At 43.8% G+C, this 21073-nt stretch carries 26 protein-coding genes; 19 read left to right on the forward strand and 7 right to left on the reverse strand.

All coding sequences use genetic code 11. The annotated features are described in order from the left end of the window. Positions 1–348: 348 nt before the first annotated feature. On the reverse strand, positions 349–2529 hold the full coding sequence (locus DXX93_RS01695; RefSeq protein ID WP_116006531.1) for an OsmC domain/YcaO domain-containing protein: 2181 nt from the start codon (positions 2527–2529) through the stop codon (positions 349–351). 958 nt (positions 2530–3487) lie between these two features. On the opposite strand from DXX93_RS01695, the gene rplN reads away from it, so the two are divergent. The 17 genes from rplN (at position 3488) to rplQ (ending at position 11985) form a co-directional block, all read left to right on the forward strand. Next, positions 3488–3856 carry a 50S ribosomal protein L14 gene (gene rplN, locus DXX93_RS01700; RefSeq protein ID WP_115998816.1) on the forward strand — a complete coding sequence of 123 codons (369 nt, stop codon included), beginning with the start codon at positions 3488–3490 and terminating at the stop codon, positions 3854–3856. 12 nt (positions 3857–3868) lie between these two features. Beyond that, the gene (gene rplX, locus DXX93_RS01705) at positions 3869–4183 is read left to right on the forward strand and encodes a 50S ribosomal protein L24 (protein ID WP_115998817.1); all 315 of its coding nucleotides are present in this window, start codon (positions 3869–3871) and stop codon (positions 4181–4183) included. Positions 4184–4198: 15 nt separating this feature from the next. Next, entirely contained in the window at positions 4199–4738 is a 540-nt protein-coding gene (rplE, locus tag DXX93_RS01710) for a 50S ribosomal protein L5 (RefSeq protein WP_115998818.1), read from the forward strand. An 11-nt stretch (positions 4739–4749) separates the two neighbouring features. Beyond that, positions 4750–5055: a 30S ribosomal protein S14 gene (gene rpsN / locus DXX93_RS01715; RefSeq protein ID WP_115998819.1), complete on the forward strand. Its 306-nt coding sequence runs from the start codon at positions 4750–4752 to the stop codon at positions 5053–5055. Positions 5056–5068: 13 nt separating this feature from the next. Continuing rightward, complete coding sequence (rpsH, locus tag DXX93_RS01720; protein ID WP_116002256.1) at positions 5069–5461, forward strand: 30S ribosomal protein S8; 393 nt, start codon at positions 5069–5071, stop codon at positions 5459–5461. An 11-nt stretch (positions 5462–5472) separates the two neighbouring features. Continuing rightward, positions 5473–6006, forward strand: a complete 534-nt coding sequence (rplF, locus tag DXX93_RS01725) for a 50S ribosomal protein L6 (RefSeq protein ID WP_116006532.1) — start codon at positions 5473–5475, stop codon at positions 6004–6006. A 9-nt stretch (positions 6007–6015) separates the two neighbouring features. Next, a complete protein-coding gene (gene rplR / locus DXX93_RS01730; protein WP_115998821.1) occupies positions 6016–6369 on the forward strand; it encodes a 50S ribosomal protein L18 in 354 nt (117 codons plus the stop codon). 9 nt (positions 6370–6378) lie between these two features. Continuing rightward, positions 6379–6885, forward strand: a complete 507-nt coding sequence (gene rpsE, locus DXX93_RS01735) for a 30S ribosomal protein S5 (RefSeq protein WP_115998822.1) — start codon at positions 6379–6381, stop codon at positions 6883–6885. A 6-nt stretch (positions 6886–6891) separates the two neighbouring features. Further along, positions 6892–7071 (forward strand): 50S ribosomal protein L30, encoded by a 180-nt coding sequence (gene rpmD / locus DXX93_RS01740; RefSeq protein WP_115998823.1) that lies wholly within the window; start codon positions 6892–6894, stop codon positions 7069–7071. A gap of 2 nt (positions 7072–7073) precedes the next feature. Continuing rightward, on the forward strand, positions 7074–7508 hold the full coding sequence (gene rplO / locus DXX93_RS01745) for a 50S ribosomal protein L15 (RefSeq protein ID WP_115998824.1): 435 nt from the start codon (positions 7074–7076) through the stop codon (positions 7506–7508). A gap of 8 nt (positions 7509–7516) precedes the next feature. Next, positions 7517–8839 (forward strand): preprotein translocase subunit SecY, encoded by a 1323-nt coding sequence (gene secY, locus DXX93_RS01750; RefSeq protein WP_115998825.1) that lies wholly within the window; start codon positions 7517–7519, stop codon positions 8837–8839. 19 nt (positions 8840–8858) lie between these two features. Then, positions 8859–8975 carry a 50S ribosomal protein L36 gene (gene rpmJ / locus DXX93_RS01755; protein WP_074496180.1) on the forward strand — a complete coding sequence of 39 codons (117 nt, stop codon included), beginning with the start codon at positions 8859–8861 and terminating at the stop codon, positions 8973–8975. A gap of 149 nt (positions 8976–9124) precedes the next feature. Continuing rightward, entirely contained in the window at positions 9125–9481 is a 357-nt protein-coding gene (gene rpsM / locus DXX93_RS01760; protein ID WP_115998826.1) for a 30S ribosomal protein S13, read from the forward strand. Positions 9482–9495: 14 nt separating this feature from the next. Beyond that, the gene (gene rpsK / locus DXX93_RS01765; protein WP_076420861.1) at positions 9496–9885 is read left to right on the forward strand and encodes a 30S ribosomal protein S11; all 390 of its coding nucleotides are present in this window, start codon (positions 9496–9498) and stop codon (positions 9883–9885) included. A gap of 22 nt (positions 9886–9907) precedes the next feature. Then, entirely contained in the window at positions 9908–10528 is a 621-nt protein-coding gene (gene rpsD / locus DXX93_RS01770) for a 30S ribosomal protein S4 (protein WP_116006533.1), read from the forward strand. 24 nt (positions 10529–10552) lie between these two features. Beyond that, positions 10553–11542 carry a DNA-directed RNA polymerase subunit alpha gene (locus tag DXX93_RS01775; protein ID WP_115998828.1) on the forward strand — a complete coding sequence of 330 codons (990 nt, stop codon included), beginning with the start codon at positions 10553–10555 and terminating at the stop codon, positions 11540–11542. Positions 11543–11580: 38 nt separating this feature from the next. Next, complete coding sequence (rplQ, locus tag DXX93_RS01780) at positions 11581–11985, forward strand: 50S ribosomal protein L17 (protein WP_116006534.1); 405 nt, start codon at positions 11581–11583, stop codon at positions 11983–11985. Between the two features lie 242 nt (positions 11986–12227). On the opposite strand, the gene DXX93_RS01785 is transcribed toward rplQ, so the two are convergent. From DXX93_RS01785 to DXX93_RS01795, 3 genes are all read right to left on the reverse strand, one after another. Continuing rightward, positions 12228–13257 (reverse strand): IS630 family transposase gene (locus DXX93_RS01785; RefSeq protein ID WP_374188918.1). Its coding sequence is split into 2 segments (ribosomal slippage): positions 12228–12797 and positions 12799–13257, totalling 1029 coding nucleotides; the frame shifts between segments, so codons are not numbered across the junction. A 43-nt stretch (positions 13258–13300) separates the two neighbouring features. Further along, positions 13301–15694: a response regulator gene (locus DXX93_RS01790; protein WP_116006535.1), complete on the reverse strand. Its 2394-nt coding sequence runs from the start codon at positions 15692–15694 to the stop codon at positions 13301–13303. A 6-nt stretch (positions 15695–15700) separates the two neighbouring features. Further along, positions 15701–16708 carry a cytochrome-c peroxidase gene (locus DXX93_RS01795; protein ID WP_116006536.1) on the reverse strand — a complete coding sequence of 336 codons (1008 nt, stop codon included), beginning with the start codon at positions 16706–16708 and terminating at the stop codon, positions 15701–15703. A 123-nt stretch (positions 16709–16831) separates the two neighbouring features. Between DXX93_RS01795 and DXX93_RS01800 the strand changes: the two genes are divergently transcribed. Both DXX93_RS01800 and DXX93_RS01805 read left to right on the forward strand, forming a co-directional pair. Then, complete coding sequence (locus DXX93_RS01800; RefSeq protein ID WP_116006537.1) at positions 16832–17731, forward strand: phosphoribulokinase; 900 nt, start codon at positions 16832–16834, stop codon at positions 17729–17731. Continuing rightward, the gene (locus DXX93_RS01805) at positions 17732–18985 is read left to right on the forward strand and encodes a hypothetical protein (RefSeq protein ID WP_116006538.1); all 1254 of its coding nucleotides are present in this window, start codon (positions 17732–17734) and stop codon (positions 18983–18985) included. 58 nt (positions 18986–19043) lie between these two features. Here the strand turns inward: DXX93_RS01805 and DXX93_RS01810 are convergent, their stop codons facing one another. The 3 genes from DXX93_RS01810 to DXX93_RS01820 all read right to left on the reverse strand — a co-directional run bounded on the left by DXX93_RS01810 (position 19044) and on the right by DXX93_RS01820 (position 21071). Continuing rightward, a complete protein-coding gene (locus DXX93_RS01810) occupies positions 19044–19448 on the reverse strand; it encodes an OsmC family protein (protein ID WP_116006539.1) in 405 nt (134 codons plus the stop codon). A gap of 95 nt (positions 19449–19543) precedes the next feature. Beyond that, complete coding sequence (locus DXX93_RS01815; protein WP_116006540.1) at positions 19544–19891, reverse strand: DUF3802 family protein; 348 nt, start codon at positions 19889–19891, stop codon at positions 19544–19546. Between the two features lie 379 nt (positions 19892–20270). Further along, positions 20271–21071 (reverse strand): DUF1338 domain-containing protein, encoded by an 801-nt coding sequence (locus tag DXX93_RS01820; protein WP_116006541.1) that lies wholly within the window; start codon positions 21069–21071, stop codon positions 20271–20273. Positions 21072–21073 lie beyond the last annotated feature (2 nt).

Here is a 21073-nt window from a genome sequence, read left to right on the forward strand (position 1 = left end):
CTTAATTTCATCAACAGGGATGCAGGTTTATACGCTATTTTCTGATAAAAAAACGGCAAATGAGAATTATCGTAGGGTGCTCCCCAGTCTAAAGAGAATGATTTCTGAACACGGTAGGAACTCCAAGAATGCCCAAGAACTTTTAGATGTGTTGGTAAGTCTAGCCCCATTTGGTGCTAGAAGAGGGAATTTTAAAAGGCGGTATGTAGATAGACAAAATGGCTGGAGAGAGCTACCAGATTCGCCGGATAGGCTCCCCTATGGTGTTTGGCACTAAGCTTAAATCGATTTTTAACGGCCAACTGCTCGACATCACTCACTTTGTCGAGCAGCTGGCTCTTTGACTTTTTAGGCTTTTTTCGCTCTTGCTTGATGCAGCTTTTTATAACTTTCAATCAAACGCAAATGGGGTTCGATGCCTTCCAATGCCATGCTAGTTTCGGTTAAGCCGTGGAAGTTATCAGTACCATTGATCAAGCCAATTACCTTGACCATACGCTCTTCACCGTACATAAGGGTAAATGCTGTTTGGTAATGCTCAAATTCCAGCTCATCATTTAACGCGACTTCTAATGTGTTGTGTACCGCACGGAAGAACATAGTGCGCTCAACCGTATTGTCGTTGTATTGTAAAAAGTCGCCAATGAGTTCAAAGGCTTGCTCTAAGCCCCCGACCGCCAAGTAGATCAGAATTTTCAATTCGATAATGGTGAGTTGCCCCCATGCCGTATTCTCATCAAACTCAATGCCAATTAGCGTGCGGATATCGATATAGTTGTCTAACTGACTTTCTTCCAAACGTTCAACTAAATCGATTAACTCGTCTTCTGACAAGCGATGAAGGTTTAATATATCTTCTCGGTAGTGCAGGGCTTTGTTGGTGTTATCCCAAATCAAATCTTCGACTGGGTAGATTTCTGAATAATCAGGTACCAAAATACGACACGCCGTAGCGCCTAAATCATCGTAAGTGGCGATATACACTTCTTTACCGAGTGATTCTAAAATGGCGAGTAGCTGCTGGTTTTCTTCTTCATTTGTGCCGGAGAAATCCCATTCCGCAAACTCGTAATCTGCTTTGCTACTAAAGAAACGCCATGAAATCACACCGGTTGAATCGATAAAGTGTTCAACAAAGTTTTCAGGCTCTTGCACTGCCATGCTATTAAAGGTTGGCTTAGGTACATCGTTTAATCCCTCAAAGCTTCTGCCTTGGAGTAACTCGGTTAAACTGCGCTCTAATGCCACTTCAAAACTTGGATGTGCACCAAATGAGGCAAACACGCCACCTGTTCTTGGGTTCATCAGGGTGACACACATCACTGGGAATTGACCGCCAAGTGAAGCATCTTTCACAACGACAGGGAAGCCTTGCTCTTCCAAACCTTGAATTCCCGCGAGAATGCTTGGGTACTTTTTGAGTACTGATAGCGGGACATCCGGTAGTACAATTTCTTGTTCAATGATCTGGCGTTTAACGGCGCGTTCAAAAATTTCCGATAAACACTGCACTTGTGCTTCAAAAATATTGTTGCCAGCGCTCATGCCGTTGCTGAGGAATAAATTCTCAATCAGGTTCGATGGGAAGTACACCGTTTCACCGTCTGAATGGCGCTGATAGGGCAGGGCAACGATACCGCGCTCAATATTACCTGAGTTAGTATCAATTAAATGCGAACCACACAGTTCGTCATCCGGATTATAAATGCCCAAAGTGTAGTCATCCAAAAGGCCTGACGGTAAGCTGTCATCTTCGGTTAGCTGGAACCACTTTTCATTTGGATAGTGTACAAAATCAGCGTTCGCTATTTCTTCACCGAAAAATTGATCGTTGTAAAAGAAGTTGCAGTTTAGGCGTTCAATAAATTCACCAAGCGCCGAACATAATGCACTTTCTTTGGTTGCCCCTTTACCATTGGTAAAGCACATTGGCGAAGCTGCATCACGAATATTGAGAGACCAAACATTTGGCACTATATTGCGCCACGAGGTGACTTCGATTTTCATGCCCAACTCTTCGAGAATACCCGTCATGTTCTCGATGGTTTTTTCTAGCGGTAAGTCTTTACCTAGAATGTAGGTCGAAGCCTCTTCATCCGGCGCTACCATGATCATGGCTTGGTTATCGGCGTCTAGGTTATCAACGGTTTCTATTTTGAACTCAGGGCCAGTTTGCACCACTTTCTTAACGGTACAGCGATCAATAGAGCGCAGAATTCCTTTCTTGTCTTTCTCCGAAATATCGTCTGGTAATTCAACGTTAATCTGGAAGATTTGATTGTAGCGATCTTCAGGGTCGACAATATTGTTTTGTGATAGGCGAATATTATCGGTAGAAATATCTCTGGCCTTACAGTACACCTTAATAAAATAAGCAGCACATAGCGCAGAAGACGCTAAAAAGTAATCAAATGGGCTAGGTGCTGAACCATCGCCTTTATAGCGAATAGGTTGGTCAGCGATAACCGTAAAGTCATCAAACTTCGCTTCTAAGCGAAGGTTGTCAAGAAAGTTAACCTTGATTTCCATGAGGGGATCCTAATAACACACGAGTAACTTATAGGAGGAAAGTTACTGTTTTGCAGAGCAGCTAAATAACGGCGCTCATGCGATAGTAAGTAGTTGCGTAATTATCGGTGTTTTTAGCGGAATAGTCTTGGAAAAATTGTTACTTTGTGGCGGTAGCATCAGCTAATTTTTCAAAGCAGCATGGTGAAATAGGCTATGTTGAGCCTAGCTTGCCCATAAAAGTTCGCTAATAAAAGCTCACCCATGACAAGTCGTCTCTGATAGCTAAAAACCTTGCTATCGTTTGCTTTGGTTTAATCCAAATTTGATACAGCGTAATGTTTGCCTTAGTGTCATTCTCTTGAACTCTCGACTACTTGCGAACCTTGCCTCGTGCAAATATCCACAGACGTGATCTAAGTGACGGCAAATAGCACTGTCGCGAATTTATTTGGCTTTCCCTGCGTCTTGCGGCAGCGCTATTTAGCGTAAATAGACGAAGTTAAAAACGTTACCTTGGAAAATAGCAGTACATTACCCCAAGGTGTGACGGAGTTTGCAGTAGGGGATAACAAGAAAGATAAAGTGCTAGCTTTTAAAAATCAGCTCAATCCCTTTTTTGAGGAGCCAAGTACCGAAAAAAAGCAATAAGTGATGAACCACGAAGTGGAAATTGAAAGCGTTGTAACTCAAAAGCTCTTGTTAAATATGACTAAAACCTGACCATGAGATGGAAACGCTCGATAACTAATTGATACAGCTGTTTGCGATCTCCTCAGGGTAAAATAACCACGCTAGCGATAGCTAGTTACCCATTTTTAGTCGTTAATTTCACCCGTTAATATAATTGCTCAAATAAAGTACCATTTTAAAATAGGTGGTGTTATAATCTCGCGCCCGCCGAATTCCGGTTGGGTTTTAAAGGCAGTGACGGGTCAAATTTCTGGCCTTGAATTTATTAACAGCGGAGCACATATATATGATCCAAATGCAATCACAGCTTGATGTTGCTGATAACAGTGGCGCAAAGCGTGTACAGTGTATAAAGGTCCTTGGTGGCTCGCACCGTCGCTACGCACGCATTGGCGATATCATCAAAGTTGCAGTGAAGGAAGCTATTCCTCGCGGCAAAGTTAAAAAAGGTGATGTTTTAAACGCGGTAGTGGTGCGCACTAAAAAGGGCGTACGTCGTTCAGATGGTTCTACCATTCGTTTCGACGGCAACTCGGCAGTAATGTTAAATGCTAACTTACAGCCAATTGGTACTCGTATTTTCGGGCCAGTAACACGTGAACTACGAACTGAAAAGTTCATGAAAATCGTGTCACTAGCACCAGAAGTACTATAAGGAGTCACGATAATGGCATCTAAGATTCGTCGTGATGATGAAGTAATCGTACTTGCAGGTAAAGACAAGGGCAAAACTGGTAAAGTTACCAAAGTGCTTGTTGAAGACAGCAAAGTATTTGTGGAAGGCGTTAACTTAGTCAAGAAGCACCAGAAGCCTGTACCTCAGTTACAGCAAGCTGGCGGCATCATTGAAAAAGAAGCACCAATCCACGTTTCAAACGTAGCGATCGTTAACCCTGCGACGGGCAAAGCGGATCGTGTTGGTTTTAGAATTGAAGACGGCAAAAAAGTTCGTTTCTTCAAGTCTAATAACGAATTAGTTTAATTATTGGAGTAAACGATGGCGAAACTGCATGATTTTTACAAAGATACAGTTGTTGCAGAACTTCAAAAGAAGTTCGAATACAAAAGTGTCATGCAAGTCCCTCGGATTGAAAAGATCACCCTAAACATGGGTGTTGGTGAAGCTATTACTGATAAAAAAGTATTAGAAAACGCCACAAATGATCTTACTGCAATCTCAGGTCAAAAGCCTTTAATCACGAAAGCACGCAAATCAGTTGCTGGCTTCAAAATTCGTGAAGGCTACCCTATTGGCGCAAAAGTAACTCTGCGCGGTGAGCGCATGTGGGAATTCTTAGAGCGTTTAATCTCTATTTCAGTTCCTCGTATCCGTGACTTCCGTGGCTTGAACCCTAAATCGTTCGATGGCCGTGGTAACTACAGCATGGGCGTGCGTGAGCAAATCATTTTCCCTGAAATCGACTACGATAAAGTCGATAAGATCCGTGGTATGGATATTACTATCACTACTACTGCGGCATCTGACGAGGAAGGTCGTGCTTTGCTGACTGCCTTTAACTTCCCGTTCAAGAAATAAGGTGTAGAGTTATGGCTAAATCATCTATGAAAGCACGCGAAGCTAAGCGCACTAAATTAGTCGCTAAGTACGCAGAAAAGCGCCGTGCACTTAAAGAAATTATCTCAAACGTAAACTCTTCTGAAGAAGAGCGTTGGGATGCAGTATTAAAACTTCAATCTTTACCACGTGATTCAAGTTCTTCACGTCAACGTAACCGTTGTAACGTAACTGGCCGTCCACACGGTTACTTACGCAAGTTCGGTTTAAGCCGTATCAAGTTGCGTGAGCACATGATGCGCGGTGAAGTACCTGGTCTTAAGAAAGCTAGTTGGTAATAAGGAGAAAGCAATTATGATGACTGATCCTATCGCGGACATGTTTACACGCATCCGCAACGGTCAAGCTGCAACTAAAACTGCAGTAACTATGCCTTCTTCAAAGCTAAAAGTAGCTATTGCTAACTTGCTTAAAGAAGAAGGTTACATTTCAGATTTCGCAGTTGCAGGTGAAGCAAAACCTGAACTAACTGTTGAGTTGAAATACTTCGAAGGTAAAGAAGTAATCGAAACAATCAAACGTGTTTCTCGTCCAGGTCTACGTGTCTACAAAGGTCGTGACGAATTACCACAAGTATTAGCAGGCTTAGGTATTGCTATTGTTTCTACTTCTAAAGGTTTAATGACTGATCGCGCTGCTCGCACTGCGGGCCTAGGTGGCGAGATCATTGGTTTCGTAGCGTAAGGAGCAAGAATATGTCTCGTGTTGCAAAAGCACCTGTGTCAATTCCTGCTGGCGTTACTGTTACGTTATCAGGTCAAGACATTACTGTTAAAGGTCCACAAGGCGAACTTTCTCGCACTATCAACAGCTTAGTAAACGTTGCTCAAGAAGGCGACACACTTACTACAACTGTTGCTGAAGAAAGCAAAGCGGCGTGGATGCAAGCTGGTACAGCGCGCGCTAACATCAACAACATGGTGGAAGGCGTAAGCAAAGGCTTCACTAAGAAATTAATTCTTAATGGTGTTGGTTACCGTGCAAAAGCTGCTGGTAAAGTGTTAAACCTTTCTTTAGGTTTCTCTCACCCAGTTGATCACGCTATTCCTGAAGGAATCAAGTGTGAAACTCCTAGCCAAACTGAAGTTGTACTTACAGGTGCAGACAAGCAGTTGGTTGGTCAAGTTGCTGCAAACATTCGTTCATACCGTGAGCCAGAGCCTTACAAAGGTAAAGGTATCCGTTACGATGACGAACACGTTCGCCGTAAAGAAGCTAAGAAGAAGTAGGGTAATACGATGGATAAGAAAACATCTCGTTTACGCCGTGCAAAACGTGCACGTGCAAAAATCAGCGAGTTGGGTGCGAATCGTTTAGTCGTATTCCGTACTCCTCGTCACATTTACGCACAACTTATCGCTCCAACTGGTTCTGAAGTAGTTGCTTCTGCATCTACTCTAGACAAAGAAGTGAAAGCACAAGTTGAAAAAACTGGTAACATCGCTGCAGCAACTGCTGTAGGTAAAGCAATCGCAGAACGCGCAAAAGCTAAAGGCATTGAGTCTGTAGCATTTGATCGCTCTGGTTTCCGTTACCACGGTCGCGTAAAAGCGTTAGCAGAAGCAGCTCGTGAAGCTGGCCTTCAGTTCTAGGAGTTGATCATGGCTAATGTAGAAAACACACAACAACAAACAGATATGGCTGAAAAGCTAATCGCTGTTAACCGCGTATCAAAAGTGGTTAAAGGTGGTCGTATTTTCAGTTTCACAGCATTAACTGTAGTTGGTGACGGTAATGGCCGCGTTGGTTTTGGTTACGGTAAGGCACGTGAAGTTCCTGCTGCAATCCAAAAAGCAATGGAAAAGGCTCGTCGTAACTTAGTAACTGTTGACTTGAAGGGTACTACTCTTCAGCACCCAGTTAAGGGTCGTCACTCAGGTTCTAAAGTTTACATGCAACCTGCTTCTGAAGGTACAGGTATCATCGCCGGTGGTGCGATGCGTGCAGTACTAGAAGTTGCTGGCGTTCAGAACGTACTATCTAAAGCGTACGGTTCTACTAACCCAATCAACGTTGTCCGCGCAACTATCGGTGCTCTAGCGAACATGAAGTCGCCTGAGTCTGTAGCTGCTAAGCGTGGTAAAAACGTTGCTGACATCTTGGGGTAATCAAGCATGGCTAAAACAGTTAAAGTAACTCAAGTTAAAAGTTCAATCGGTCGCTTACCTAAGCACCGTGCGACATTACGTGGCCTTGGTTTACGTCGTATCAACCACACAGTAGAGTTAGAAGATACTCCTTCTGTACGCGGTATGATTAATCAAGTACATTACATGATTAAGGTGGAGGACTAATTATGCGTTTAAATACATTATCTCCTGCACCAGGCGCTAAATCAGCCAAGAAACGTGTAGGTCGCGGTATCGGTTCTGGTTTAGGTAAAACAGGTGGTCGCGGTCACAAAGGTCAAAAGTCTCGTTCTGGCGGTGGCGTACGTCCTGGTTTCGAAGGCGGTCAAATGCCTTTAAAACAACGTTTACCTAAGTTCGGTTTCACTTCTCGTAAGTCTTTAGTTCACGCTGAAGTTCGTTTACACGAGTTGAACAAAATCGAAGGCGATGTTGTTGACATTCACACGTTAAAAGACGCTAACCTTATCACGCGTAACATTGAAACAGTTAAGATCATGCTTTCTGGCGAGATCACTAAGCCTGTAACAATTCGTGGTATTGGTGTTACTAAAGGCGCACGTGCAGCCATTGAAGCTGCTGGCGGTAAAATCGAGGAATAATACAGACTATGGCTAAACCAGGTACGGATAAAGCTCAAGGTGGATTAACCGAGCTTAAGCAAAGATTATGGTTCGTGGTACTTGCACTTATCGTGTTCAGACTTGGATCATTTGTGCCAATCCCTGGTATTGACGCCGCTGTATTAGCTCAGTTGTTTGAACAACAAAAGGGCACCATCGTAGAAATGTTTAACATGTTCTCTGGTGGTGCACTTGAGCGTGCCTCTGTACTGGCACTCGGTATTATGCCGTACATTTCAGCTTCGATTATCATGCAGTTATTAACTGTAGTTCACCCAGCAATGGCTGAACTGAAAAAAGAAGGTGAAGCTGGACGTCGTAAGATCAGCCAGTACACTCGCTACGGTACTTTAGTATTAGCAACAGTTCAGTCAATCGCGATTGCTCGTGGTTTACCGGCTATGATGCCTGGCCTCGTGATTAACGAAGGCATGGGCTTCTACTTCACTGCGGTCGTTTCTTTGGTTACCGGCACCATGTTCTTAATGTGGTTAGGTGAACAAATTACCGAACGTGGTATTGGTAATGGTATCTCGATTTTGATTTTCGCTGGTATTGTTGCTGGTATGCCATCCGCTGTTGGTCAAACAGCAGAGATGGCGCGTCAAGGTGAATTGCACTTATTAGTATTATTGCTAATTGCAGTGATTGTGTTTGCAGTAACCTTCTTTGTTGTTTTTGTTGAACGTGGTCAACGTCGTATCGTTGTTAACTACGCGAAGCGTCAACAAGGCCGTAAGGTGTTTGCTGCACAAAGCACGCATTTACCATTGAAAGTGAATATGGCGGGTGTTATTCCACCAATTTTCGCTTCAAGCATTATCTTGTTCCCTGGAACATTGGCTAACTGGTTTGGTCAAGGCGATGGTGCGGTAGCTGATTTCTTCCAGAACTTGTCAATGGCAATTTCTCCGGGTCAGCCTCTGTATGTAATGCTACTAGCTGCTGCGATAATCTTTTTCTGCTTCTTCTACACGGCGTTGGTGTTCAACCCGCGTGAAACAGCAGATAACCTGAAAAAGTCTGGTGCGTTTATTCCAGGTATTCGTCCTGGTGAGCAGACTTCGAAATATATCGATAAAGTAATGACGCGTTTAACCTTAGCGGGTGCGTTATACATTACTTTTATATGTTTGGTTCCTGAGTTTATGATGATTGCGTGGGACGTTCAGTTCTACTTTGGTGGTACATCGCTACTGATCATTGTTGTCGTTATCATGGACTTTATGGCACAAGTACAAACTCATTTGATGTCTCATCAATATGACAGCGTGCTTAAAAAAGCTAATCTTAAAGGCTACGGCCGATAAGGTTTAACGGAGTAGTAAGATGAAAGTTCGTGCATCCGTAAAAAAGATTTGCCGCAACTGTAAAGTTGTTAAGCGTGCAGGTGTTGTTCGTGTAATTTGCAAGACCGACCCTAAGCACAAGCAACGCCAAGGTTAATTTACCCTTAGCTAGCTAAATCTTTTAGAAGTGGCATTATGGAGATATTTCTGTATAATGCCGCTTCGCTTTGCAAAAAGGTTCAGGTTGGGTATCCTAACGGGCTTTCCAACCTGTGGTTATTAATTTTAAATATAGGAGATGTGTTAGTGGCCCGTATCGCTGGCATTAACATCCCTGATCGTAAGCATGCAGTAATTGCCCTTACTGCGATTTACGGTATCGGTTTAACTCGCTCAAAAGCAATTTTGGCGGCAACTGGTATCGCAGAATCTACTAAGATCAGCGAATTAGACGAAGCTCAAATTGATTTGCTTCGTGCAGAAGTGGATAAGTACACCGTTGAAGGTGACTTACGCCGTGAAGTTTCTATGAACATCAAGCGTCTGATGGACCTTGGCTGTTTCCGTGGTATTCGCCATCGTCGCAGTCTTCCTCTACGTGGTCAACGCACTAAAACTAATGCGCGCACCCGTAAAGGTCCTCGTAAGCCTATTAAAAAGTAGCGAGGTAATTAGACATGGCTAAAACTCCAGTTCGTACGCGTAAGCGCGTAAAAAAACAAGTTGCTGATGGCATGGCTCACATCCATGCTTCTTTCAACAACACAATCGTAACTCTTACAGACCGTCAAGGTAATGCATTATCTTGGGCAACTGCCGGTGGTTCAGGTTTCCGTGGTTCACGTAAATCTACTCCATTTGCTGCTCAGGTAGCTGCAGATCGCGCTGGTAAAGCTGCGCAAGAGTTTGGTTTGAAGAATATTGAAGTATTCGTTAAAGGTCCAGGTCCAGGTCGTGAATCTGCAATCCGTGCCTTAAATGCTGCTGGTTTTAAAATCACCAACATTACTGACGTTACTCCTATTCCTCATAATGGTTGTCGTCCTCCTAAGAAACGTCGCGTTTAATTAGGATAGTTGGAGAAAGAAAATGGCAAGATATTTAGGTCCTAAGCTAAAACTTAGCCGTCGTGAAGGTACTGACTTATTCCTTAAGTCTGGTGTTCGCGCGATCGATACTAAATGTAAAATCGAAACTATCCCAGGTCAGCACGGCGCGCGTCGCGGTCGTTTATCTGACTATGGTGTTCAGCTTCGTGAAAAACAAAAAGTACGTCGTATCTACGGTGTATTAGAGAAGCAATTCCGTAACTACTACAAAGAAGCGGCTCGTCTAAAAGGCAACACAGGTGAAAACTTGTTACAACTTTTAGAAACGCGTTTAGACAACGTAGTTTACCGCATGGGTTACGCAAGCACACGTGCTGAAGCACGTCAGCTAGTGAGCCACAAAGCAATCGTAGTAAACGGTGTTGTAGTAAACATTCCATCTTTCACTGTTAAAGCAGAAGATGTGGTTTCAATCCGTGAAAAAGCTAAAACTCAAGCGCGTATCGTTGCTGCTTTAGAATTAGCTGAACAACGCGAGAAGCCAATCTGGGTTGAAGTAGACAACAAGAAAATGGAAGGCGTTTTCAAGCGTGTTCCTGAGCGTTCAGACTTGTCTGCTGAAATTAATGAACAGTTGATTGTCGAGCTTTACTCGAAGTAAAGCTGAACTTTAAGAGAGGACACAATGCAGGGTTCTGTAACCGAATTCTTAAGACCACGTTTAGTAGATGTTGAAACTATCAGCCCTACTCGCTCTAAAGTTACACTAGAGCCATTAGAGCGTGGTTTTGGTCACACTTTAGGTAACGCTTTACGTCGTATTTTACTATCTTCAATGCCAGGTTGTGCTGTCACTGAAGTAGAGATTGACGGCGTATTACACGAGTACAGCAGTAAAGAAGGTGTTCAAGAGGACATCATCGAGATCTTGCTAAACCTTAAAGGACTAGCCGTTCGCTTAGAAGGCAAAAACGAAGCTGTTCTAACGATCACTAAGTCTGGTGAAGGCCCTGTTACGGCTGCTGATATTCAGCATGATGGTGATGTAGAAATTGCAAATCCAGAGCACGTTATTTGTCACTTAACAGGTGACGGCTCAATCAGCATGCGTATCAAAGTAGAGTTAGGTCGTGGTTACGTTCCAGCTTCTACTCGTCGCGAAGCCGAAGAAGAAGAGCGAGCAATTGGCCGTTTATTGGTTGATGCTTCATTCAGTCCTGTAGAAAGAATTGCTTATGACGTAGATTCTGCGCGTGTTGAACAACGCACAGACTTAGATAAGCTAATTATCGACATGGAAACTAACGGTACGTTAGATCCAGAAGAAGCCATCCGTCGCGCTTCAACCATCTTAGCAGAACAGCTAGATGCGTTTGTTGAGTTACGTGATGTGACAGAAGTGGAGCAAAAAGAAGAGAAACCTCTATTTGACCCAATTCTTCTTCGTCCTGTTGATGACTTAGAGTTAACTGTTCGTTCAGCGAACTGTTTAAAAGCAGAAGCAATTCAGTATATCGGTGATTTAGTACAGCGTGCAGAAGTAGAACTTCTTAAAACACCTAACTTAGGTAAGAAGTCACTTACTGAAATCAAAGACGTGTTAGCGTCTCGTGGTTTATCACTAGGCATGCGCCTAGAGAACTGGCCACCAGAAAGCATTGCTGATAACGACTAAATCGATATCGTAACCTAATAGTAGAGAAGGATTAACTTATGCGCCATCGTAAAAGCGGTCGCCAGTTAAACCGTAATAGCAGTCATCGCCAAGCGATGTTCCGCAATATGGCAAGCTCTTTAGTTAAGCACGGTGTGATCAAAACTACTGTTGCTAAAGCTAAAGAATTACGTCGCGTAGTTGAGCCACTAATTACATTGGCAAAAACTGACAGCGTTGCAAACCGTCGTTTAGCATTCGCTCGTACACGTGACCAAGAAGTAGTAGGTCTTTTATTCAGCGAACTTGGTCCTCGTTACCAAGAGCGTCCAGGTGGTTACACTCGCATTCTTAAATGCGGTTACCGTACTGGTGATAAAGCGCCTATGGCTTATGTTGAGTTAGTAGATCGTCCAGTTGTTGAAGAAGCAGCTGAAACAGAAGAAGCTAACGCTGAAGCATAAACCACGCTTTAAGTGAAAGACAAAAAACGGAGCACTATGCTCCGTTTTTTTATGCCTAAAGTTTATGCTAAGTGGGCTGGTTGCACCTCGATTAGCTCTCAAAAGGGAAATGATTCTTGGACATTAAAGTTCTTTGTCGTTTCGACAGTTTTAGCTGAATGTGGGGGCGTTCTCGCGCCATAAAGCCAGCCATCTACTTTGACCAAGCGCTAAGAGCGTGGGATTAATACCAATTGAAATAATTATCTGACCACTTGAATCCAATCGCGAGTACAAAGTTTTTTCACTCTATCAATATCCGAAATGAATGTGTTCCAAGCGACTGAAACCTGCTCTACTATTTCATCAAACCCGCTGAATACACGATTAGATAAGCAGTGCTGGCGTAACCATTGCCACACTTGCTCAATTGGGTTTAGCTCTGGTGAATAGGGTGGCAACTTGATTAGCGTAAGATTAGAAAATGGACTAGCTGTATCCATTGTATGCCACCCCGCACCATCAATGATAACCACCGCATGTCTACCCTGAGGTGTAGCTTTGGATATTTGAGACAAGTGCTCTGTCATCATCGCTTTATTGACGAGCGGCGTAATTAGCGCTTCGGTTTGGCCTGTTGAAGGACAAACAGCACCAAATAAATAGCCATAGTCAAACTGCTGCTGCCTTACCACTCTGGGGCGACTCCCTTTCTTAGCCCATAATCTTGTCACTTGGTTTTGCTGTCCAAAACGCGCTTCATCTTGAAACCATACATCAATGTCTTCGGGCTGAACGTGCCATGGAGTGTTACGGATCGTTTCCAGTCGGAAGGTTTTTAAAAACCGCTTGGGCTTGTTCGGATTGCTTAGGATGCTTGGAGCGGCTCGTTATCCAACTAAATCCAAGTGCATGTAATAAGTGGTAAATATTGCGCAGTGAATAGGAGACATCAAATTTTTTATCGATGAATTTTTGAATATCTTCCCCAATCAGCCTGCCACCACTGTCTTTTTCGACATGAGATAACACAAATGCTGACAATTGGTTCAGTTGCGCTTGTGATAGTTTCGAGGGTCTACCTGTATTTACTTTGGTTTGCAGCCCTTTAAGCCCACCAGAGAGATACTTATTAACCCATTTATTAACACTACCGCGAGCAACACCAAGCAATTTAGCTATTTGTGCTCTATTTTGGCCGAGTGAAAAGTGATAAATGGCGAGCAATCTTATTCGGACTCTCGCATCACTCTCTTGTTGGGCAAGTTTTTTTAATTCTATTGGTTGATGCATGATGATCTAATCATTGAAAAATCATAACTATTAGATCACATGTTTATTTCAATTGGTATAAATTATATTCTTTAAGTAGCGCTGCTATTTTGTCTTTTTCATAAGGTTTACTAAGGTGTGCATTCATACCAAGCGCTAGGTATTGTGAGACTTCTTGTTCAGTGACATTCGCCGTCATTGCGACGATAGGTAGCGAATCTTTGTCATAAGCCTTGCGAAGGGCTCTGGTGGCCTCCATACCATCCATGACAGGCATTTGGATGTCCATGAAGACCATTGGGTATTGTTTAGCGGAAATAGCGTTTATCGCGTCTTCTCCGTTTTCCGCCAAATCGACCGCTAAGCCAAATTCAGTTAATAACTTTTTCGCAACGAGTTGATTAATCCGATTATCTTCCACCAATAACACGGTGTTCTTGGCAAAAGTACCAACTAGCGCTTTACTCGCTGACGCGTTTGCATGCTTAACGCAGCTTTCTGCTGTAAAGTGCTTTTCATTGACGCTCTCATTTATGGTTATTTCGCACTCTGGGTTCAACGCAGGGGCAGCCTTTGCGGCTGAGCCTAAACATCTGGCCAAATTCGCTATCGTTACAGGCTTTGCCAAGTAGTTAAAGTTGTCACTGCTACCTGATTGCTCTTTGATATACGAGGGGCTAAAGGCGCTGCAAATAATAACGTTACCGACACTGAGGTTACAGGATGCAATGTGCTTTATCAGGTTAAAGCCATTTTGTTCGGGCAAGTGCCAATCGAGTAACACATAGTCGAAGTACGACGTTTTTATTTGCGCTAATGCCGCTGATACTGAATCGGTAATTGAAACTTGAAAACCCAAGCGTTTACACATCGTCGCAATAATCTGTTGGCTTATTGGGTGATCTTCTACTAGCAATACCTTCTGGCGTGGCGCTTTTATTTGCGATGCATCGTCTTGAGCCGCAGCGGCTTCAAGATCGCGATCTGCGACTAAGACCAAGGGTAAGGTCAAAGTAAACACAGACCCTTCGCCTAGCGTGCTCGTTACGTCAATATCTCCCTTCATCAAAAAAGCGAGTTTTTTACTGATGGCAAGACCAAGCCCAGTGCCGCCATATTTTCTTGTTGTGGAGTTATCTGCTTGTGTAAAGCGCTGAAATAAGTTGGCTTGTTGCGAATCAGATAAGCCTATGCCAGTGTCTTCGACACTGAAAGCAACGTTTTTGTTAGCATCCAGTCTGGCTGAGACAAGCACGTGCCCTCGCTCCGTAAATTTGATCGCATTGGACGTAAGGTTGAGTAATATTTGGCTGATCCTGACCGCATCGCCTACCGCTTGGGTAGGTATTCGTTCATCAATATCGAAAATCAATTCAACCCCTTTTTCTTCCGCGGGCCTACCGACCAGTACACTCAGGCTGTTAAACACATCCATAAAGGTAAAGGGCACCTGCTCAATATTAAGCTTACCGGATTCAATTTTTGAGAAGTCCAAAATATCGTTAATCACGGTGAGTAGCGAATTGGCTGAAAAGAGCAGCTTATCTAGATAATCTTTTTGTTCGTCGTTGATGGGGGTGTTAAGACATAGCTCTGCCAAACCAATGATACCCGTCATCGGCGTGCGAATTTCGTGCGACATATTCGCTAAAAATTTACTTTTAACCGCTGCACTTTCTTTATATCTGGCGTTTTTAAGGGTGAGTTCTTTTTGCAGCCGCAATAGCACTGTGATGACTAACGCTAGGCCGGCCAAGAGCATTGTAAAAATGCTCGTTAACGTTTTCTTTTCTGTACGTTTAATTAATGAGGTTTGTCTATCTAACGCCACTTGGATCGCTGAATTAACGTCGAGCGTCTCCATGGCTAATTTTAAATCGCTGGCTTTAAGCGTGTTATTGAGAATGAAATAAACGTGCTGTTTAAACAAAGCCCAGCTATTGTCTGTTGCGGCTGTGCTAGCGACGTCATTGTCTATCATGTCAATTTGTTGCTGTAGTTGGTCTTGCCGCTTAATAGTGGGGGAGATAACAAATTGAAAGAGTAGCTTAGTGACCGTGTTTAAGGTATTCAATTGCGCGTCTGACAAGCCACTGACTTTCGAGTTAGCCACCAGTTGGCGTGAGGTTTTCAGCATAGTCACCAGCTGCATATAGCTGCTCGACAATTCGTTATAGCGCTTGATCAACGCACGAACTTGGCTATCTGTGGGTAACTGGATAATTAACTGATCGATTTCAAACTGCAATTGGGCGTACAGATCGTAATGTTGCTGCCCGGCAAAGTTCGTGTTTACCACTTCGTTGGTGTGTTTGGGCAATAAGCTTGCCAAACTAGACAATTGGCTGAGTGACGTTTGCTCAATTTCTTGGTGGTGATGAGAATTAACCGCGATAACCGAAGCGACAGTGAATACGAGTAGGCAAAGTACTTCAGGAAGGTAGCTAAAGATTCTCATGGCAAACTAGTGTCTCACTGGAGCTGTGAAGCTTTCAAGCAAAGCGACCAGATCATCAATATCTTGAGGTGATAATTCGCGACCAAGTTGAGTTTTTGCCATGACTTGTACCGCTTCTGGCAGTGTTTTAATAGCACCATTATGAAAATAAGGTGCTGTTTCGGCTACGTTCCGCAAGCTGGGCACTTTAAATACATGCAGGTCGAGCGGGTCACTTGTTAAATCAAATTTCCCTTTGTCGTCAGCAAGCTCAGGTGGAATATCGCCCACTTGCCCAAGCTTTTGGAATAAGTTACCGCCAATGTTACGGCCTTGATGGCAGGCACTGCAACCAAACGTGTTAAATTTTGCTAGCCCGCGTATTTGTTGGGCGCTAAGTGCATTATTGTCACCCATAAGGTATTGGTCGATAGGGGCATTAGGGGTGATGAGCGACTGTTCAAAAACGGTTAACGCGTTAACAATGTGCTTTGCTTCGACTTGATTAATGCCAAGTCGCTTGAATGCTTGAGAAAAGTAGGTGTCTTGACTGAGTTTTTCTGTAACGTCTTGCCAAGAAGTCCCCATTTCAACTGGGTTGTGAATAGGGCCGTCGATTTGTTGTGCAAGCGAATTGGCTCGGCCATCCCAAAACTGTTTGAAATTAAACACAGCGTTGAGCACGGTCGGGGAGTTGCGAACCCCCTGTTTACTCTCCACACCAGTTGACACGCTAAAACCATCATCACCGCCAAAATCGAGCATATGGCAAGAGGCGCAAGAAATGGTGTTGTCTTTCGACAATAATGGGCTGTTAAAGAGTGCTTTGCCTAGCGTTACCCAGCGTTCGTCAATGGAAGTAATGGTCGGTAAGGGTTGAATAGGGTGATTGACAGTAACGAATTCGTATTGAGTTTTCACTGCTGCCGTATCTACGTCGTCGTTATTCAACGCTAAAAAAGCAAAATAGAGGAGTGGGATAATAATTGCTAATGCAATCCCTGCTATTAGTGACTGGTAATACCGCTTAACCATTAATCCGTTCTTTGCTATTTAATTACATCTCTAGTTTAGCCGAATAATTAACAAAGAGAATGGCTTGATCTAAAAATTGATTGTCCGTATAAACAAACCTCAATGTTTAAAAAGTAGCTCGATATGTCTTCACGTAACCCCATTATTGCTGTTACCGGTTCATCAGGTGCAGGGACTTCGACCACAACTGAGTCGTTCGAACATATATTTCGCACGCTCGATATCACTTCTGCCCACGTCGAGGGCGACAGCTTTCATCGCTACTCTCGCCAAGAAATGGATCTTGAAAAGCGCAAGGCGCGTGATGAAGGTCGTAATATTAGCTACTTTGGCGATCAAGCCAATGATTTTGATGCACTGGAGAAGTTATTTAAAGATTACAGTGAAACTGGCAAAGGTAAAATGCGTCGCTATTTACATACCTTTGACGAAGCCGTGCCATACAACCAAATGCCAGGTACTTTCACGCCTTGGGAAGATTTAGGTGAGGGCACCGACTTACTCTTCTACGAAGGCTTACACGGCGGTGTCGTCACTGACAAAAACGATGTTGCACAGCACGTAGATCTGCTCATTGGTATGGTACCCATTGTCAACTTGGAGTGGATTCAAAAAATTATCCGCGACACCAACAAGCGCGGCCACAGTCGTGAAGCTGTGACCCATAGTATTGTGCGCTCGATGGATGATTACATCAACTTTATCACGCCGCAATTCTCTCGCACTCATGTCAACTTTCAACGGGTGCCGACGGTTGATACCTCGAACCCGTTTAGTGCCAAAGCTATTCCCGCGCTTGACGAGAGCTTTGTGGTCATTCGTTTTCGCGACTCGACTCATATCGATTTTCCTTATTACCTGTCGATGATCGATGGTGCGTTTATGTCGCGAGTAAATACCTTAGTTGTGCCCGGTGGCAAAATGGGGTTCGCGATGGAGTTGATTTTAACGCCACTCATTAAAGAGCTGATGGAGAAAAAAGCGGAAGCTAATAAACAACTGGATTGGATGTCAGACTTATAAATGCTTTGGCAGCTCTTGCGCAGTGTTTTATTGATTGGATTACTGGCGGCCAATTTTGAGCTGAGCGCCAATAATATCCTAATTACTGATATCGTAAAATCAGCGGATGCCAGCTGGTCAGTGACCTACCGCAGTCAAACGCCTGTGCAAAGTATCCAATTTCATCACTCGCCAGATGACTCGCGATTTGAACGCTGGCAGCTGATTAGCGACGGCTTTTCGTTTCGAAAGCTCAACGGTAAAGATACTGTATTTAAACAAGATGGCAGTGGCTTTACCTCAGTCACCTTTGCACTAACCCCCACGTATATTCACCTGCCTAAGTCGTACGCGCCTTTTGCGCCATACTCAGATGGCTCAGTATTACTGCACAGTGGCCGCTTTTTCGCTTGCGCAACGCTGTGCCGAAGCGATGAAAATTTGTGGTACCTCACCTTATCGGCACCAGCCAATGAGCGAATTGTGTTAAATGGCCTATCAGCCAATAACAAGGTGAGCTGGTATGACGAAAATGACGGTCGAAAAGTCTTTGTCGGTAACACCGAAATTACCGAAACCAACCATTATATCGCGGTCATTGATAATGCCCTGCCGCCAGCGTTGATTAGCGCGCTTGAGGAGTTTATTCCCAACGCTATGGTGGCGATGGCAAGTCGCTTTCCTGCGCTGGGACAAAAACCGATGCTATTTGCTTCATTTGGCAAAACCAAGGGGCAACGTTATGGCCGTCAAGGTGGCGTGCTACCAGATCAGATTTTTATGCATTGGTATGGGCAGTTAAAAGTGAGTAACCCTTATGATCTTATCTGGTTTTATGCTCACGAAGTGACTCATTTATATCAAGGTGGTTACGTCAATAGTATTGAAAATGACCACGCCTGGATTCACGAGGGGCACGCTGAATTTGTCGCCGGTGAATTGTTGATGCAGTTTTACCCACAAGCCACATCGTTTGTCGAGCAAAAGCGTTTTCAAGCTCAACAAGATTGCAAAGCCAAGTTGGCAAAGTTCCGCGTTGAAGAGTTTGCCGCACACCAAGAGTATCACGCCCTATACCAATGTGGCGCGTATTTTTACCAATTATTGGCTGAATATAGCGGCTCAGCAGAAAAGATCAGTTATGACTTTTGGTTGGGGTTAGGGCAAAAAGCCAGTGATAAGGGCAATGTGGATAAGGATGTCGCCTTGGCCGTGGCTAACTTATTCCTCACTGAGCAAAACTACCAGCGCGTATTGCGTGAATTCGGCTGGTAGCATGAGATTATGGCTGGTAGCATGAGACTATGGCGTTGTTAGCCTTGTGTGAGCAATATTAACCCTCAATAATCTCAAAGTCGTGTGTGATGTTAACCGACTTATTTAGCATCAAGGCAACAGAGCAGTATTTGTCGGCTGACAAGCTAACGGCACGCTCTACGTGCTTGGCCGCTACGTCTTTACCCGTAATGACAAAATGAAGGTGAATATCAGAGAATAAACGCGGCACGGTATCAACGCGTGTTGCATCAATTTCGACACGACAGTCGCTAATCTGTTGTCGAGCCTTTTGCAGAATACTGACCACATCAACTGATGAACAACTCCCTAGTGATAACAATACATTTTCCAGCGGACTTGGCGCTGTTTTACCGCCATTAGCGTCTAATACTAAAGAGTGACCACTTTCTGATTGGGCTAAAAATAGCTCGTCGCCAGCCCAAGTTACGGTTGCTTTCATATATGCCTCTGTAGGTGCTCAATGGTTAATTTACGATAGTGAACTTGCCAGCTGCTAGTTTAGCCGCACATACTCAGCAAGTTTATCAAATTTGTTTAGTGAGGAAGATTGTGAATTTCAGTATCAAATAAGTTTTTAATCAAGGTGGCGAACTCTTTGATAAAGGTTTTTTGTTTTTCCGATACGGCATTATTCACAACCGCCGACAGGATTTCTTCCAAGTCGTAAACGATCGAATCGACTTCGCGAATGATCATATTGCGTTGGTTAAAGGTTAGATCGTCATTTTGGCTACATACCAAAATGATTTGTTCACTCAGCTCTTGCTCGATGACTTCCATTACAGATTCTGCATTACCTTGGCAGGTAGCATTTTCAAACAGGCTTAAATGCTCTGTCAGGTATTCAATGATATGAACATAACCTTCGGTATCGGTAACCATAATTCATCAAAAATAAGCGTCAAATTGGCTGATACTTTACTCCTATTCGATTAGCTGGTGCAAGTGTGGCTGGGCAGTTTGAGCAGAATTAAGACGATAGTTTGTCAACCCGAGTGCAACAAGTTAACAGGATGTAAATAAGGTGTATTGATAACGTAGTAAGCTGTAGTCAGCGACTTTCCGGCAGGATAAATATTCGACGCAAGTAGTAGCAAAAAATAATGGGCAGTAGCGTTGTCGCTACGTTTTGAAGAGTCGCGGTTGTTATAGTCGCACTGCCAGCGCTTAATTAACCAATGATTGCTTATTCGCTACAGATATAGCGGCATAAGTATGGCGGTTAATCGGCGGCAGTGCGAGCCGTTAGCGAATCAACGCGTTACGCGGCAACGTTAGTGCTGGCAAAAATCTTGTCTGCAGAGGCCGCAACAAAGCCTGTGTATAACTCGCCATTTTCTAGCGGGTAGCGTTTCGCAAACTCGTAGAAACAGCTAGGAATGCTAACGGTTTTATCAGTGAAGGCGACCTCAGCGTGATCTGCCATGGTTGAAGACTGCTCTAGCTTCACTGTCTCGTCACCTTTAATTTCGCCACCGACACTGTTCAGCGTAAAGCCAGCATCTTTTAGTGAATCATTCACTGAAACAATCGTTTCATGGTTTTCTAGGTGGTTAATGCTGACGGTAAAGTGGTTAGCACGGTAACCCCATGCCGCCACCCAAGCGGCGTACTCACTTTCTGCCAATAATGTTTGGTACTCTTCGTGGCTGACTTGCCATTGACGACCTGAGTATAAGAAGTTTTCTGCTGTTGCTGCATCTTCTGGTAGCTGATCAATCAGCTTGTGGATAATGGCTTGTGCTTCTGGTGAGAATTCTTCCACCAATAACTCACTGATAAATACTTTTGGCTGAGTGCTGTCAGCGTGCTCAAAATGCTTAGCGTAAAGCTTTTTTGCTTCAAAGTTGTATTCGCCACACTCTTTGTAGCCAAGTGCTAATAAGTGAGCCGCTAACTTGTCTAAGTTAACCTTTTCAATATTAAAGGTGCGGTAGGCAACGTGATCGTTTATCACATCATTGCCAGAGCCGAGTAGCTGGTGAATTTTTTCCGCAGACGGAGTCACGGTTAAGTAGTGTTGCCAAATGTTGTTAAATAATTGTGTAACTTGCGCAGTCATAA

Origin of the sequence: Thalassotalea euphylliae (genome assembly GCF_003390335.1) — a bacterium.
Classification (GTDB): domain Bacteria; phylum Pseudomonadota; class Gammaproteobacteria; order Enterobacterales; family Alteromonadaceae; genus Thalassotalea_F; species Thalassotalea_F euphylliae_B.

Coding starts and splice junctions, on each gene's coding strand:
- DXX93_RS01695 (WP_116006531.1), bottom strand. CDS start 2,529: ATGGAAATCAAGGTTAACTTTCTTGACAACCTTCGCTTAGAAGCGAAG.
- rplN (WP_115998816.1), top strand. CDS start 3,488: ATGATCCAAATGCAATCACAGCTTGATGTTGCTGATAACAGTGGCGCA.
- rplX (WP_115998817.1), top strand. CDS start 3,869: ATGGCATCTAAGATTCGTCGTGATGATGAAGTAATCGTACTTGCAGGT.
- rplE (WP_115998818.1), top strand. CDS start 4,199: ATGGCGAAACTGCATGATTTTTACAAAGATACAGTTGTTGCAGAACTT.
- rpsN (WP_115998819.1), top strand. CDS start 4,750: ATGGCTAAATCATCTATGAAAGCACGCGAAGCTAAGCGCACTAAATTA.
- rplF (WP_116006532.1), top strand. CDS start 5,473: ATGTCTCGTGTTGCAAAAGCACCTGTGTCAATTCCTGCTGGCGTTACT.
- rplR (WP_115998821.1), top strand. CDS start 6,016: ATGGATAAGAAAACATCTCGTTTACGCCGTGCAAAACGTGCACGTGCA.
- rpsE (WP_115998822.1), top strand. CDS start 6,379: ATGGCTAATGTAGAAAACACACAACAACAAACAGATATGGCTGAAAAG.
- rpmD (WP_115998823.1), top strand. CDS start 6,892: ATGGCTAAAACAGTTAAAGTAACTCAAGTTAAAAGTTCAATCGGTCGC.
- rplO (WP_115998824.1), top strand. CDS start 7,074: ATGCGTTTAAATACATTATCTCCTGCACCAGGCGCTAAATCAGCCAAG.
- secY (WP_115998825.1), top strand. CDS start 7,517: ATGGCTAAACCAGGTACGGATAAAGCTCAAGGTGGATTAACCGAGCTT.
- rpmJ (WP_074496180.1), top strand. CDS start 8,859: ATGAAAGTTCGTGCATCCGTAAAAAAGATTTGCCGCAACTGTAAAGTT.
- rpsK (WP_076420861.1), top strand. CDS start 9,496: ATGGCTAAAACTCCAGTTCGTACGCGTAAGCGCGTAAAAAAACAAGTT.
- rpsD (WP_116006533.1), top strand. CDS start 9,908: ATGGCAAGATATTTAGGTCCTAAGCTAAAACTTAGCCGTCGTGAAGGT.
- DXX93_RS01775 (WP_115998828.1), top strand. CDS start 10,553: ATGCAGGGTTCTGTAACCGAATTCTTAAGACCACGTTTAGTAGATGTT.
- rplQ (WP_116006534.1), top strand. CDS start 11,581: ATGCGCCATCGTAAAAGCGGTCGCCAGTTAAACCGTAATAGCAGTCAT.
- DXX93_RS01790 (WP_116006535.1), bottom strand. CDS start 15,694: ATGAGAATCTTTAGCTACCTTCCTGAAGTACTTTGCCTACTCGTATTC.
- DXX93_RS01795 (WP_116006536.1), bottom strand. CDS start 16,708: ATGGTTAAGCGGTATTACCAGTCACTAATAGCAGGGATTGCATTAGCA.
- DXX93_RS01800 (WP_116006537.1), top strand. CDS start 16,832: ATGTCTTCACGTAACCCCATTATTGCTGTTACCGGTTCATCAGGTGCA.
- DXX93_RS01805 (WP_116006538.1), top strand. CDS start 17,732: ATGCTTTGGCAGCTCTTGCGCAGTGTTTTATTGATTGGATTACTGGCG.
- DXX93_RS01810 (WP_116006539.1), bottom strand. CDS start 19,448: ATGAAAGCAACCGTAACTTGGGCTGGCGACGAGCTATTTTTAGCCCAA.
- DXX93_RS01815 (WP_116006540.1), bottom strand. CDS start 19,891: ATGGTTACCGATACCGAAGGTTATGTTCATATCATTGAATACCTGACA.
- DXX93_RS01820 (WP_116006541.1), bottom strand. CDS start 21,071: ATGACTGCGCAAGTTACACAATTATTTAACAACATTTGGCAACACTAC.